General features: G+C 35.8%; 10 protein-coding genes. 4 read left to right on the top strand and 6 right to left on the bottom strand.

The features are described 5' to 3' along the window. The first annotated feature begins 82 nt into the window (after positions 1–82). Genes HND50_19585 through HND50_19575 form a run of 3 tightly spaced genes read left to right on the top strand, consistent with a single transcriptional unit; the run spans position 83 to position 3,455 of the window. Entirely contained in the window at positions 83–1,663 is a 1,581-nt protein-coding gene (locus HND50_19585; GenBank protein ID NOG47452.1) for a HAMP domain-containing histidine kinase, read from the top strand. A gap of 1 nt (position 1,664) precedes the next feature. Further along, on the top strand, positions 1,665–2,345 hold the full coding sequence (locus HND50_19580; GenBank protein NOG47451.1) for a response regulator transcription factor: 681 nt from the start codon (positions 1,665–1,667) through the stop codon (positions 2,343–2,345). Positions 2,346–2,387: 42 nt separating this feature from the next. After that, a complete protein-coding gene (locus HND50_19575) occupies positions 2,388–3,455 on the top strand; it encodes a glycoside hydrolase (protein NOG47450.1) in 1,068 nt (355 codons plus the stop codon). An 18-nt stretch (positions 3,456–3,473) separates the two neighbouring features. On the opposite strand, the gene HND50_19570 is transcribed toward HND50_19575, so the two are convergent. The 6 genes from HND50_19570 to HND50_19545 form a co-directional block, all read right to left on the bottom strand. Next, positions 3,474–4,577, bottom strand: coding sequence for a response regulator (locus tag HND50_19570; GenBank protein NOG47449.1), 1,104 nt, complete (start codon positions 4,575–4,577; stop codon positions 3,474–3,476). Positions 4,578–4,601: 24 nt separating this feature from the next. Further along, positions 4,602–5,045, bottom strand: a complete 444-nt coding sequence (locus tag HND50_19565; GenBank protein NOG47448.1) for a response regulator — start codon at positions 5,043–5,045, stop codon at positions 4,602–4,604. Next, positions 5,042–7,810, bottom strand: a complete 2,769-nt coding sequence (locus tag HND50_19560) for a PAS domain S-box protein (GenBank protein ID NOG47447.1) — start codon at positions 7,808–7,810, stop codon at positions 5,042–5,044. Before HND50_19560 ends, HND50_19565 begins: the two co-directional genes overlap by 4 nt. A 165-nt stretch (positions 7,811–7,975) precedes the next feature. Continuing rightward, positions 7,976–9,664 carry a potassium channel protein gene (locus HND50_19555; protein NOG47446.1) on the bottom strand — a complete coding sequence of 563 codons (1,689 nt, stop codon included), beginning with the start codon at positions 9,662–9,664 and terminating at the stop codon, positions 7,976–7,978. An 87-nt stretch (positions 9,665–9,751) separates the two neighbouring features. Beyond that, positions 9,752–11,941: a PTS transporter subunit EIIA gene (locus HND50_19550; GenBank protein ID NOG47445.1), complete on the bottom strand. Its 2,190-nt coding sequence runs from the start codon at positions 11,939–11,941 to the stop codon at positions 9,752–9,754. 139 nt (positions 11,942–12,080) lie between these two features. Continuing rightward, positions 12,081–14,030, bottom strand: a complete 1,950-nt coding sequence (locus HND50_19545) for a hypothetical protein (GenBank protein ID NOG47444.1) — start codon at positions 14,028–14,030, stop codon at positions 12,081–12,083. A 147-nt stretch (positions 14,031–14,177) separates the two neighbouring features. Here HND50_19545 and HND50_19540 point away from each other — a divergent pair, with 147 nt between their 5' ends. Then, positions 14,178–16,271 (top strand): amino acid permease, encoded by a 2,094-nt coding sequence (locus HND50_19540; GenBank protein ID NOG47443.1) that lies wholly within the window; start codon positions 14,178–14,180, stop codon positions 16,269–16,271. Positions 16,272–16,326 lie beyond the last annotated feature (55 nt).

The following is a 16,326-nucleotide window of genomic DNA, read 5'->3' as shown; positions in this document are numbered from 1 at the left end:
GTCATGAAGGTTGAATGGTGTGCTTTAAATAAGGATATTTGTCTCGAATTAAATATGAAAATCACATGCTTCAGGAAACAAAATGAACAAGGCCAACAACCGTTTAAGAAATATCACCCTGGTAATAATAATTATTGTGTTATTTCCTGCTTTGTTTTTTACGGCTTATGAAATTAATTCACTCAATGAAAATGAAGAGATTGTAGAAGGGATTTACAAACAGCAAATGGAAACATTGTTATTTGCGATCAATCAATATGTCTTTAGTTATTTTGAAAGCTCAATCCAAAAAATCGATGAAATATTAATCCGTACAAAAAAAGAAAACCTGGTTAATGAGTTTGAAAAATATTTTTCCAAAAGTAATCCCGTAACAATGATTTCAATTTATAATCTTGACATGCAAAAACAGTTGTCTTTTTCAGAGAGTGATATAAATGCCAAGCCTATCTTGTTTAATAATAAGCTGCCTGAACATCTGTTGCAGGATAAAGCAAAAATCCAAAACATGATAAAACTAAAAAGGCAAGGGTATCGCAAGATTGAAAACTTCCCTGAGTCACTTTTTCCGGAAATAGAAAACGATTTTTTTGTTTTACTCTATGTTTATATAAATGGAGATGATCAGTTTTTGATTGCTTTACTTGTAAATAATGCGCGCACCTTCGAAAATGTTATTGAACCGAAAATGAAAGAAATTGCCACTGATAAGTTTGATATTGGTATTTTTTCCAAAAGTGGAAAATATGCCCGCTTTTCTTCAGGGGAAATTCCAACAGGTGTTTTGGGTGTAAATAAAAAGGTATGGATTTTCCCTGAGTATGTGTTTGGAATACGTTTTAAAGGGGAAAGTATTTCACAAATTACAGAGAGTAGATTTAATCAAAGCCTGATGTTGATTCTTTTTCTCGATCTGTTCTTACTTGCCGGTGGCTGGTTTATCTTTTATAACATGCGCAAAGAGATGCACCTGGCGCAGCTAAAATCAGATTTTGTATCCAATGTATCGCATGAGCTAAGAACGCCTTTATCACTTATAAGAATGTATGCCGAAACACTGGAAATGGACCGCGTAAAAGATGAAAAAAAACGCCACGATTATTATAAAAACATAAGCCAGGAAAGCGAAAGGCTTACGCATCTTATCAATAATATTTTAAACTTCTCACGAATGGAGTCAGGTAAAAAGGAATACCAATTCGAAAAAATTGAATTAAATGAATTGGTAAAAGAAGTGACCGATATCTACAAAGATCATGCGTTAGAAAATGGTTTTGATTTTTCTACAGAATATTTTGAGGAAAATTTAAATATTACAGCAGATAAAACTGCTTTGAGTGAAGCATTGATAAATTTGATTGATAATGCCATAAAATATAGTCCTGAAGAAAAGAAAATCTCTATAAAAAGTGGCCAGCAAAATGGATTTGCTTTTATTGAAATACGGGATAATGGATCCGGTATTGAACCGGCGAATCATGAAAAAGTATTTGATAAGTTTTTCCGTGAAACAACAGGGCATGTGCATAATACAAAAGGCAGTGGTCTTGGTTTAAGCCTTGTTAAACACATTGTTGATGCGCATGAGGGAAAAATAAATCTAAAAAGCATACCAGGGAAAGGCAGCACATTTATACTAAATTTCCCAATTAACGAGAGCTAAAATGGCACATTTGTTAGTAGTTGATGATGAAGAAAAAATGACTTCTATCCTGAAGGATAACCTGGAGTTTGAAGGTTATCAGGTTTCGACAGCAAAGGATGGAAGAGAAGGTTTGCAAAAAATACGTGAAGGATCTTATGACATGATTTTACTGGACGTAATGATGCCTCATATCTCAGGGTTCGATGTTTGTAAACAAATCCGGGCAGATGGAATTGCAACACCTGTTATTATATTAACCGCCAAAGGTGAAGAAATTGATAAAGTATTGGGATTGGAGCTGGGGGCAGATGATTATATTACAAAGCCTTTTAGTTTGCGTGAACTGCTTGCCAGGATTAAAGCAATTTTAAGAAGGACTCAGGATTTAATATCCGGAACTGATGAGCATAAAGTAGGGAAATTAACAGTACACTTTTCATCTTACGATGCATTTGAAAATGGAACACAAATAGCAATGACACACCGAGAGTTTGATGTGTTAAAATATCTCTGGCAGCATAAAAACAGGACTGTAAGCCGTGATGATTTGCTGTCTTCCATTTGGCAAATGGATGATGGGATTACTGCACGTACCGTGGATAATTTTATTCTGCATTTAAGACAGAAAGTAGAATTCAACCCATCACATCCACGACACATTTTAACTGTTCATGGCATTGGCTACAAATTTATAGATTAGTTTGAATGCACTTAGAATGCATTTTTACAAGGAGCTTCAATTATGATAAATAGGATGTTTTCAATTTTCCTGGTAACACTGTTCTGTTCAACACTTTTTGCTGCAGAAATTAAAGAAGAGTGGCAAAAAATAGTTGATTTAAGAGGTTCCTGGAAATTTTCAATTGGTGATAATTATGAATGGGCAAATCCAGGTTTTAATGATTCTGAATGGGATAATATTTTTGCACCGGCACAGTGGGAAGAAGAAGGATATCCCGGTTATGATGGTTATGCCTGGTATCGAAAATCGTTTACAGTTAAAGAGGTACAGGATGACTTATACCTGCATCTTGGGCATATTGATGATGTTGACGAGGTCTTCGTAAATGGAAAAATGATTGGGCTTTCTGGTAGTTTTCCACCTGACTATAACACTGCATACAATGTTGATCGGCGATACCACATTCCGGCCACATACTTAAATAAGGATAAAGAAAATATCATTGCTGTCCGTGTGTTTGATGCAGAACTTAGCGGTGGCCTGGTTTATGGCAAGCTTGGCGTGTATCAAAATAACAGCAGCCCAAGCTATATAAAATCTTTAGAGGGAGTTTGGAAATTTACTACAGGTGATTCTAAAAAATGGATAAGCCCTGATTTTGATGAAAGCCACTGGGAAAACATTTTGGTGCCAATGACATGGGAAGTTCAGGGATACAAACATTATAATGGTTATGCCTGGTACCGAATTCGGTTTAAAATGGATCCAAGATACCAAAATGAACGTCTGGTTTTAATGTTGGGTAGAATTGATGATTTTGATGAAGTATATCTCAATGGTAAATATGTTGGGGGCACAGGTGATATTGAGGGCGATCCCTGGATAAATGAATATACCGATGAATGGCTGGTATACCGTGATTATGAATTGGAAGATAACCTGCTCAATTTTGCAGGAGAGAATGTTTTAGCTGTTAGAGTGTATGATGGACTTGAGTATGGCGGGATTTATGAGGGACCGATTGGAATCATAAGTTACGATGAATATCTTGATTGGAGAAGGGGAAATAAAATTAGGAAAAAAATAAATATATTTGACTTTTTTAAATGGTTCAATAATGATAATTGATAATGATACATGAAAAAGCTAGACAATTTGAACAGAGTTGATTTCCTCAAGTTTTGTAAAAAAATGATCAAAAACTACAGGCTTGTTTAAAAGTCCATCGGCCATATTTACAATACTTTTTACATCATCTGTTATCTCATAACCGGTAAGAAAAATAAAAGTAGAAGTGTTGCCCATTGCTTTTACTTTTTCAAAAAATTCTGGTCCTGACATACCGGGCATATTCACATCAGAAATAATCATATCAAAATCATGTTTTTTAACAAGTTCTAAAGCCTCTTCACCATTTGAAACACCGCTGCATTCAAAACCTCGTATCTCAAACATTTCTAATAATGTGTCAAGAATGATCTGTTCATCATCAAGGATTAAAACTCTATTTGGATGATCAAGTTTGTTTTCTTTTTTTAGATTGTTAATATCAAGTATCTGCGTATCAACATATTCCTTTTTCGATAACTGGGTAATGTTTCTTAAATTTTCAGTTAGCTCGGCAATCCTGCCAACCATATCTTCAGATTTTGTAATATACTTTTCAGTATCTGTTCCATTTCTTAGCAGGGAAACATAATTACTAAGGGCTTGTAAAGGTTGGGCAAACTCATGGGCCACGGCTCCTGCGAGCTCTCGAACACTTTTAAGGTTTTCCATCTCTATCAGCTTCTTTTGGTTATCTTTTATTTCCATGATAGCCATAGTTAGCTCATCCTGGACTTCTAAAAGTTGACCCTCATATTTTTTACGCTCGATTGCATGTCGGATGGTGCGTTCTAATGTTACACCATCGATTCGATTTTTTGAAATATAATCTGAAGCCCCGGCTTTCATGGCCTCAACATCAAGATTCCTGTCACCTTGTCCTGTTAAAAAGATTATTGGTGTTGGTTGTAAAAATGCATTAACTGTATTTAAAAAATCGAGTCCGGTACTGTTTCCCAAACGATAATCTAATAAACACACATCATGTTCATTTTTAGCAAGCCTTGCCATTCCCTTCTCACATGTCTGAGCCTGCTCAATTTCAAAATCAAGCCCATCAATGTCATTCAGGCTTTCTTTGATTATGAAAAAATCCTCAATATCATCTTCTATATATAGAATTTTTAATTTCTTCTCTTCCATATTTACTAATTTCCCACCGTATTTTTATTTAGGTAATTTTACAATTTGAAACCAATACTTGCCTAAAGCTTTAACAACTTCTACCAGCCCATCAAACGAAACCGGTTTAGTGATAAATGAATTGACTCCTAAATCGTAGGTTTTTATGATATCCTCCTCCGCCTCAGAAGTTGTTAACACTACGACAGGAATCTTTCTAAGCTCCTGGTTTTCCTTTATCTCTTTTAATGCCTCTTTACCGTTTTTGCGTGGCATATTTAAATCTAACAATATTAAATCAGGCTTTGGATGTTTTGCTTTATCTTCATAATTACCACGATTAAGAAGATAATCCATTAATTCTTCACCATCATTTACGTATTGCAAGTCATTTGAAATCCGGCTTTCTTCAAAAGCTTCTTTAATTAGAAAGCAATCATCCTCATCATCATCGGCCAGTAAAATAATTATTGGCTCTAAATTGCTCATTTCCTACCATCCTTTTTTCTTTGTTTTACCGGAAGACATACGATGAAAACGGAACCTTTTCCCGGTGTGCTTTTAGCTGTTAAAAAACCTCTGTGTCTGGTAACAATTTTGCTGCAAATGGCCAGTCCCATTCCTGTGCCTTCATATTCATGCCGGCCATGTAATCTTTGGAAAGGGGCGAACACCTTATCAATGTACTTTTCATCAAATCCAATACCATTGTCTTCCACATAAATGTGGCAATATGGTTCAAATACCTGGTCACCATTGTTCTGTCCATTACGATCTGCAATTTTACAATGAACTTTTATTTCAGGATTTATGTCAGGTTTTCGGTATTTTAATGAATTACTTATGATATTTTGAAATAATCTGTATACTTGAGATTGATCCGCCTCAATATCATGGAGTTTTTCTACATTAATTATTGCGTTTTCTTTTTCAATTTTTACTTCAAGATTGGTTATAACATCTTTCACAGTTTGGCTAAGATCCAGTTGCTCAAATTCTTTTGCTTTGGATGTAACCCTGGAGAAATTCAGCAAATCATTAATCAAAACCCGCATTCGTGATGCGGCGTCATTCATCCTGTTTAAATAGTCTCTCGCATTTTGTGGAAGTTCATCCGAATATTTTTCTTTTAACCGGTCACCAAATGTTGTTACTTTACGCAAAGGTTCCTGCAAATCATGAGAAGCGATATAGGCAAATTCTTCCAGTTCTTTGTTGCTTTTTTCAAGGTCATGGGCGTATTCTCTAAGGCTTTGCTCTGCTTTTTTACGCTCAGTTATATCCTCAAAATTTCCCAACACACCAAATATATTTCCATCCTGATCCAGCAATGGCTGTTTACTTGTACGTATCCATTGTTGAATACCATCTTCACTAAAAACGGGTTCTTCAAAATTGATTTTTATTTCACCGCCTTCAAGAATTGTCTTATCATCTTCTCTATGTTTATGGGCAATTTCCTTCCACGGCATTTCAAAATCATCGCGCCCGATTAATTCTCCACCGGATGAAAATCCCGCATCAGATGCAAAAAGTTTATTAGCACCCAGGTATTTATACTCTTTGTCTTTCCAAAAAATTCGTTGTGGAATCTGATCCAGGATCATTCTTATCAGGTTCTCAGAGTGCCATAGTTTATCTTGCAGTTCTTTTTGTCGTGATATATCTGTTTTAATGGCCACAAAATGGGTTGTAGCTCCATCAACGTTTTTTAACGGGCTGACAATGGCCGCTTCCCAATACATCTCTCCACTTTTTCTTTTATTATAAAACTCACCCTCCCAGGTTTTATTGGCATTTAAAGTTTCCCAGAGGTTTTTTATATCTGTTTTATTTTTTCCTGAATTCAAAATTCTCGGATTTTCGCCTAATACCTCATCTGCTGTGTATCCTGTTGCTTTGGTGAAGGCGGGGTTCACATATTCTATTTTACCCATCGTGTCTGTAATTACAATAATTGTGGGGCTTTGCTCAACAACCTGGGACAACCTGTGTAACTGTGCTTCAGAACGGCGAATTTTGGTTACATCCTGAAACACAATCATTGAGCCAATAATTTTTTCACCCTGTTTTAACGGTGAAACAGAATATTGTACAAAAACGGGTAATCCATTTTTATGCCAGAAAACCGCATTATCTTCAGAGAAAGCTATTTTTTCTTTCATGGAAATATGGATTGGACATTCACTAACCGGAAAATTAGTTTTATTTTCTTTACTATGGTGCCACATGGAATGACTGTCATTGCCAATCATTTCATCTTCAGAATACCCTAATATTTGTTGAGCAGCCGGGTTTACAAATGTGTGCCGACCTTCGATATCCAAACCTATAATCCCTTCAATGGCACTATAAAGTATTAATTCGTTTCTTTTCCTGTATTTGGCCATATTTTTTTCAGCCAGTTCACGTTCTTTTATTTCAGTAAGGATTTGAATCTTCTGTTTTTCAGAATTGCGGAATAAATAATAAAAACTAGTCAATAGGCCAATATGTACAAAGAGATAACTAACTTTTTTTATTATATGGGCTGCGTCAAACTGTATATCAAACATAGCGGAGGAAAATGGCATAAACAGAGCCTGGCCTAAAAACCCGATGATTAGTGATAATACAATCCAGAATTCAAAGGAAGATGTTTTCCATTCTCCTTTTTTGTAGTAACCATGAAGTGCTAATAAAAAGAAAAATGCCGAAACATATTCTTCCGGGCGTCCAAAAACAAATTCCTTGTAATATGCGCGCGGTAGTGGAAAAAATAAAATTAGCAGAAAACTGAAAACTATAAACAAAAAGCAATAAACTAAAACACTATATTGTTTTGCCCTCCAATTAATGTTATAACGGTTCTCAACTTTCCATACGAGGTAACTCCCATACATAGTTATCGACAAGAATACCCTTGATACGTTCCAACTCCATGGTATTAACCGATCCAAAGATGTAGAGCGCATTTGTTCAAAATAATTAGAGGTTATCAGTGCGTGAAAACCATCTAAAAAGGCCGTCCCAATAAAAGCCGCCCCTATCAAAAGATATGCATTACTTTTTTTTGTGTAAAAACGCACTAATGCTAAAAGACCAGCACCAAATGCCAAAATAGTTGCAATAATTTCTAATGTGGTGTGAAACTCTTTGTTGCCTTGCCACCGAACATCTTTTACCAGGTAATAAATTGCAATTAGAATTAGAAATGTTACAATAAAAAATAATCGATTGTTTTTGAGTGTTTTGTTTTCAGAGTAATTGGTCATAATACTTGCTTTTTTTTAAGGCATTGAGAATACCTCGAATTTGTGAGTATTCGGTATCTAATATTTAAACTTTATCAAATGGCTGTATTGGTATTAAAACCATACATTATGCAAAAATTAAATAAATGTTAACATCTTGTAGATTGGATCAGGCAGGGGATAGAATTATGACTTATAAGTTGTGAGAAACTTTGCTTCCGATTCAACTGTGCCAATGAGAATAATATCCGATTCGCTTAAAAGTTCTAAAGATGACGGGGGATTAACTTCCATTTGGCCGTTACTGGAAACACCGATTATGCTGCAACCACATTCCTGCCGAATAGTAGTTTCTGATATTTTTTTACCACTAAGCAATCTTGGTAATTTTACTTTAAATACATCCACACCTTCGGTTACCATTAAGATATTTCCACTTTGTAAATAGTTAAAAATGCTTGTAGCTCCAATAGATGCGTACGACATCACAAAATCACATTCCGCTTTATGTAAAAGCTGGATTGTGCGCTCTTTGGTAGCCCTGGCAATTATTTGAATATCCGGATTTAGATGGCGGCACAATGTTGTTAAATATAGATTTGTATGATCATCGTGTGTTGTTATTGCAACGGCTGGGGCTTCTTTAATTCCCGCGGATACAAGGACATCTGTATTCATAGCATTGCCATGGATATAATTCTCTTTACGGGGGATTCTGACCAGTGACTTTTCAATTATTTTAAAATCAACATCACGCTTTGCGAGAGCTTTGCCCATTGTAACCCCAACATTACCACCACCAAGTATGAGTACCGGTTTTGAAACTGCATTATAAATACAAAACATTTCATTGTATAGTTCAATTTGTTCTTTTGATCCTGCTATTACCAATGCGGTGTGTTGGGTAATTACTGTAGTCGGGCGTGCATTTTCAAAATGTCCTTTCTGCCATACGCCTACAACCGTAGCGCCAACCATATCCGGCAAACGGATTTCACTTAGTGCTTTTCCAATTATTGGTGTTCCCATTGCGGTTGCTTCTGCAATAAAAATATTATCAATCTGGCCAATAATATGTGCCATTGCATCACCACCGATAACGCGCCTAGCAAGGGAGTTCCCCAAAATATCGTCAAGTGCCAAAACCTGGTTGCAACCGGCTATTTTTAATATATTTGCCGCACCTTTGTTTTGTGCTGTCGATATTATCGGAACACTATCCGAAATGGATCGGGCTGCATAAGTGATGCTTGTATTTATGGCATCGGACGATGTTGCTGCGATAAGAGCCGCGTGACCGGCATTCACTTTTTTAAAGGTGGCAGGATCATCAAGTTCGCCTAAAACAACTTTGTAGCCATGATCAAGATAGTCCAATGCTTTTGTTAAATCTGGTTCAATGAGCACATATGGAAGATTATAATTTTGTAGTTTGCGGAGCAAAATTGAAGTGATTGTGCCCATATGTGTTATAATAATATGGTCTTTTGTACCTTTAGCCAGTTCTTTTGGAGCACGTGCAGATGATTGGAAAAGCTGCACAAAAGAAAAGGGAAGCATAACCAGCAAAAAAGTAATACCCGTAAATAATACTATAAGGCTAAATATTTTTCCAAGATCGCTTGCAAATACAATATCACCAAAACCAAGTAATGTCATTGTGGAAAGGGTCCAGTATAGTCCTGAAATATAACTGTATTCCTGTCCTTCCCATACCATTACAAATTGGAAAAGTGCAGTAAAGACAACAACAATAAAGGTCATTCCCAATAACAGGCTTAAAAGAAGTTGCGCATTGCGCCGGCTCGTCCTTCTTTGTAATAATTGTACAGGCCGTTCCGGCAAGAAAGAAAATGGTTTAAGGTGAAGTTTCATATTTATAAAATTGGTTTATCCTAGTATAACTGAAATATTTTTTATGAATTTTTAATAAATCATTGAAGTAAATATAGGTTTTTAATTTTAGAAATCGTGTTTAAGTATTATTGATAAGATGTTATTTGAATCTTTAGCTGCAAGTAATTCATTAATCAGGTTTTCATCAGAAGCCAGTTTTGCAATATCTGCCAAAAGTGTGAGATGTAAACCGGGGTTTTCTGCCGGATTAAGCAATATAAAAAATAACCTTGCCGGCTCCTGTGTTTCAGAGTTTAAAATCAAAGGATCGATCAATCTTACAATTAGGCAAACTTCTTTTTTCAGGTTTTTAAAAAAGGCATGAGGGACTGCCACGCTATTCCCAAGAACAAAAACCGGGTTTGCAGCTGAATTATTAAAATGATCTACAACAATTTCTGCATTTAATACAGGATGGTCTTTAAGTGCGGAAGGCAAAACCTGTTGCAATAACCCATCTAAAGTATTTGCATTTATATCAACAAATATATGCGCCGGTTGTATTGCTGCCTGTAAATGATATGTTATTGGTTTATAAAAAAGAACTTCACCTTTAATCTCATCGTTTTCGTGGTTTAAATTAAATTCCTCATTGTTGAAACTAATCAGTGGAAACATTCCTTCAGAAATTACTTTTGGTTTTTTAAGCGACAATAAAATTTCTTTACTATGTAAATCATAAGCCACTTGTGAAGGCTTGTTTAGTTTAGTCCAAATTGCTTTTCCGCTTTGTCTTTTAGAACCACCTGATTCAGAATGTTGAGGTGACCAGCGAAAGAGGTTTCCGGACTTTACAAATCCAGACCATTTTTCACAAACCAGCTGGTTTAAATCTCGATTATCAGTTAAAGCAAGCACATTACCAATGCGATTTGTAATTTCATCAGGAACAGATTCCGGTGTTGTGGCATTTTTTAATAGAACCGTAAAGCCATTTTTCTGAGCATTTTCTACCGCATCCTTGTTTAAATCCAGTAGAACAATTATATCCGATGTGTATTTTTCAATAAAACGGGCAATACGTTGAGCAAAAGAGTGACAGCCTACAATCAGCCAACCTTTTTTTGGTGGTGCTTTAACATTCAGTATTCGAGCCACAGGGCTGGATAAAGATCCTTGAACTAAAATGCTGGCACCAATTATACTAAATGTAAAGGCCTCGAGAAAGAAGGCATCTTTATTACCATTTGTTGCTAATTCCAATGTAAATAGAGACGCCATAGAACCGGCAACAACACCTCGCGGCGATAGCCAGGATAAAAAGCCCCGCTCTCTCCAGTTTAAATTACTTCCATATGCACTGAAAAAGATTCCTGCCGGACGAATAATAAAAAGTACAATTAAAATAAGGATTGCACCTTTACCGCCTAAACTCACAAATGAGTCTAACTTTAAATTTGCCGCAAGTAGAATAAATAATACTCCAATGGCAAGTTCGGTTAATTCTGACTTAAATTGTTTAATATTTTTAAGCGCTTCCGGTTTTTTCCATCCCAAAACAAGGCCGGAAATTACAACAGTTAAAATGCCGGCTTCGTGAGCCAAAGAATCTGAAACAACATAAAGAAACAGTGCAGAAGCAAAAACGAAAATGTTTACCTGGTCTTCTTCGATCCAATTTCGTTTTAAGAACGCAAAAATTGCAAATCCACCAAGCGTACCAATCCCCAAACCAATTAATAATCGAAAACTAAATTGTACTATGTGGGTTGTCATGGTTCCTTCAATGCTAATCCACTCAAAACACAAAATGGCTATAAAGACACCAATCGGATCTATTAAAACGCCTTCCCAGTGCAATATTTTATGTAAATTTTCCTTTACTTTTATTCGTTGTAACAATGGTCCGATAACGGTGGGACCTGTAACAATAATAAGGCTGCCGGCTAAAATTGAAAATGGTATGGAAAAATCGAATATAAAATAAATTGCTGTTGCAGAGCCAAGCCATGTTATTAAAACTCCAACGGACAAAAGGCGGGTAACTACGCTACCAACTTTTTTAAAATCGCTTGGATTTAAAGTTAAGCCTCCTTCAAAAAGGATTGTTGCAATGCTGAGGGAAATAATTATACGTAAGCCCTGACCCAGTGAGGCACTATCGACCAGTCCACTTACTTCCGGTCCGAGAATAATACCACCTATCAATAAAGGTGCTATAGCCGGAAAGTGCATCCGTCTGGCAATAACCGATAACGTTACACCAAAAAACACAGCAAAAACAATTGTTGATAAGCGAGTGAAAAGAATATCCATTAACGGTCCGGGCTAAAATTGAAAATTTCAATATGGGAAAAAACAAAAAGGGTTACAAAATATACGGCTTAATCTTTGAATTATTTATTTTTTAGAAGACCATTTTCAGTCCATTGCGAAAATATGATTAACTTTGGTGTTAGTTATTTTCTTCCATCCAGGTCAGTGCTTCAAAAACTTTGGCATGATTACCGCAAAATATCAGAGTATCATAGTTTTCAATAACCAAATCTTTTAATGAATCTGTTAGAATTTTTGTATTGCGAATAATGCCAATTATTTCAACATCTTCATAATTTGATGGTTCAAGATCAATGATCTTCTTAGAAATATGTTTTGAGTGCGGGCTAATAAAAAACATTTCGTTGTCTTGCTCAATATAATCGAGCATAGCCACTTTCCAGGATTCCTGCGATTCCTGTTTAAAGAAAAAGCGGTAATGTTCCTTTCTTAAAAGATTGGTCTGAATGCGGGCCACATGATCGGGCATATTATAAAATTTTAAGATGTGATTGATAAAAATTAAAGAGGTTTCCATATCCTGCGACAGAACAAGGTCTGCGCCAAGATTATATAAAAGCTCCACTTGTGGCAAATAATTTACCCGGACAATTATCTTGAGTGAGGGGTTTATTTTACGGGCCATAGCTACTGTGCGCATGGCAGCGTCCATATCATTAATGGCAATTACCAGCAGGGACGCCTGCGAAATCCCAATCAATTTCATATTTTCCCGGCGGTCTATATTGGCAAAATATATTGGTTCACCAAGAGATTTATATTTTTTTACTGTTGCTGGATTCATTTCAACGATAAGATAGGGAATATCCAATAACTTTAAAATGCGCGAAATATTTTGGCCGTTAACTCCAAATCCTGCAATGATTGTATGTTTAGAATAATTAACATTTTTATCCGGAACTGGCATATTTGTTTTGAATTTTTCATACCCGGATATTTTTTTACCCACCTGTAAAGCAAGCGGAATTGAAAACATACTTACTATTGCAGACGACAAAAGTATTTGATGAATTTCCGGACCAAGCAAAGTAAAATCCTTAGCAATGTTAAGAAGGATAAAAGAGAACTCCCCAACGTGCGCCAATCCAAAAGCAGTCATAAATCCAATGTTGATGGGGTTTTTAGCGATTGTAAATAATAATAGAATTATTAGAATTTTTACTGTAACAATTACTAATGTAAACAGAAAAATCTCACTAATATGAATCTGAACAAATGAAAAATCTACAAACATACCAATGGAGATAAAGAAGATTGAATTAAAAATATGGCGCGATGGCAGAATTTCTGTGTTTATTTGATGTGCAAAATCTGATCCTGAAATTGCCATTCCAACAACAAAGGCACTCATAGCCAGCGATACTCCTAATTGATGTCCTAATAAGGCCACACCAAAAAGGAAAACAAATACGGCGATCATCAATAAATCGGTAACACCAATTTTTAAAATAAAACTAAATAATTTGGGCAAAATCAATTTGCTGATGAAGTAAATTACTACAACACTTCCAAAAGCGATTATAATTTTTAAAGCCAAAGTTAAAGGCGGCACTTCTGACAGCTGGTTTATAAAAGGAATAAAAATCATAGCAGGGATAAGAATCGCATCCTGAAATAACAAGATACTTGTCATTTTTAAACCGGCCGGGGAGTTTAAGTCATCTTTATCCTGCAAAAGTTTTAAAACGATTGCTGTACTGCTAAGCGAAATTATAAATCCGGCAAGTAACGCTGCTTGCAATACAAGTCCATACAAATAAAATAAATATGAAAACACGGCCCAACTAAATAAAACCTGAAGACCGCCAAAGAAAGAAAAATCTTTGAACATGCGTTTGATTTTGTCCAGTGAAAATTCTAAGCCGATAGTAAACATTAAAAGAATAATGCCAATTTCAGCGAGTATTTCAATTTCCGAAATGGACTCTACCAGGCGTAAAGCGGTGGGACCAATAATAACGCCGGTAATTAAAAAACCTATTACAGGCGGGATACGCAATTTTGAGAGCAGCAAAATAATGACTATTGCAAAAAAGAGAATTAGAATTATGTCTTTTAGAAGTATCATGGCCCAACTTAAAAAAAGCTGGGATTTTTTAAAAAAAATATTATGTTTTAGATATTAATTAAAACTTCCAGAAGCTATTGATATTAAAAATGTGTGTTTGTCTGACACTATAAAAATCAGGTCTTATAGAAATTAAAACGGTTAATAATGGCAATCTTAAGTAAAAAACACCAACTTAAAAAAAGTCTTTCTCTTTTTAATATCTTTACCATTGCAACCGGTGCAACCATTGCTTCCGGCTTTTTTTTACTTCCCGGGTTGGCCTTTGCAGAGGCTGGGCCGGCAATGGTTTTAAGTTATATTATTGCAGCCATCCCTGTTATTCCCGCTTTATATAGTAAATCGGAACTTGCTACAGCAATGCCGCGTGCCGGTGGTGTTTACTTTTTTCTTGATAGAAGTATGGGGCCTATGTTGGGTACAATTGGCGGAATTGGCACCTGGATCGCACTTATTTTAAAAACATCATTTGCTTTGGTTGGGATTGGAGCTTACTTAAGTTTGTTTTTTCCTGATATTACAATGCTTCCCATTTCCATTGCTTTCGCTATTATTTTTGGAATTATAAATCTATTAGGAGCAAAAAAATCAGGTTCTTTTCAAAGCATTTTAGTTGTTGGTTTACTTCTACTCTTGGGCTGGTTCTCTGTAACAGGGTCCTTTCACTTAAATGTAAATAACTTTTCGGGTTTTTGGGATGGTAATTTTAGTTCTATCTTTTCTACAGCAGGTTTAGTTTATGTAAGTTATGTGGGCTTATCTAAAATTGCCAGCCTTTCCGAGGAAGTTAAAAATCCGGAAAAGAACATTCCTAAGGCGATGTTCCTGGCATTTGCAACAGCACTTGTTATTTATGTGGTGGGCACAATTATCCTTATAGGTGTTCTTTCAGCTAATGAATTACAGAATAATCTTTCTCCAATCGCCTCAGCAGCAGAAATAATGGCTGGTAAAAGCGGAGCAGTATTAATGACAATCGCTGCAGTTTTCGCTTTTTTCTCTGTAGCAAATGCAGGAATTCTAAGTTCTTCACGGTATCCGCTTGCAATGAGCCGTGATCATATTTTCCCTGCATTTTTCCGTTCTTTTACAAAAGGTAAAGTTCCGATAAATGCTATTTTGTTTACAGTTGTTTTAGTCATTTCTGTTTTATTACTATTCAATCCGATAAAAATTGCCAAGCTTGCAGGAGCCTTTCAACTATTACTTTTTGCTCTAATTTCGCTTGCAGTAATTGTTATGCGCGAAAGCAAAATAGAATCTTATGATCCAGGATTTAAATCACCGCTTTATCCATGGATGCAAATTTTTGGAATTATAACACCATTCTGGTTGATTATTGAAATGGGCTGGCTTCCAACGCTTTTTACGATTGGATTGATCGTTGTCAGTATTGGTTGGTATTTCTACTATGCCCGGGACAAAGTTTTAAGAAATGGAGCAATTTATCACCTTTTTGCAAGATTAGGTTCACGGCGTTTTGAAGGACTTGATAGCGATCTGAGACGTTTTCTCAAAGCAAAAGGCGTGCGTGATGAAGACTATTTTAATCATTTGGTTGCAGAAGCAAGGTTTATTGATCTGCACCAAAAAACATCATTTGAGGAAATTACAAATCGAGTTTCTAAGGAATTTTCAGATATTACAAAATATGACAGCGAAATATTAGAAAAATTGTTTTTGGATGGAACACTGATTGGCGCCACGCCTGTTTCAAATGGCGCTGCTCTTCCGCACGTGAGATTAGGAGATATTGATCGATCTTATTTGATTGTAATACGTTCTGGCACTGGTGTAAAGTTTGAAGTAGATCATTTTTTAGGCAACAGGTATGTGACGCAAGAACCCATTTTTGCCTTTTTTTTCCTTTTAAGCCCGGAAGGTAATCCGGGGAAACACCTTCGTATTTTGGCTCAGATAGCCAGCCATGTTGATAGTGAAATGTTTTTACAAAAATGGAAAAAGGCTAAGAATGAACAGGAAATCAAAGAGCTTCTTTTAAGGGATGACCGTTACCTGGCATTGGAGCTTAAAAAAGATAAAAAAACAGAAGGCCTTATTAACTGCGAAATAAAAAGTATAGATTTACCGGAAAGCACTCTCATTGCCATTATTCACCGTGATAACGAATTGGTAGTGCCACGAGGACGCACTGTCCTTGAAGAAAATGACAGGATAACCATAATAAGCAATCCAAGAGGAATTGAAGAACTTTACCAAAGATATATAGAGGATTTTTAGTAAGGTTATTTGTGCAATTAATACCAACTTGCTCTGGAGAATGATACAAATTGAA

This window comes from Calditrichota bacterium (genome assembly GCA_013112635.1).
Lineage (GTDB): Bacteria > Calditrichota > Calditrichia > Calditrichales > J004 > JABFGF01.
Note: the sequence above shows the minus strand (reverse complement) of the source record. Positions and strands in the feature narration are given on the sequence as shown.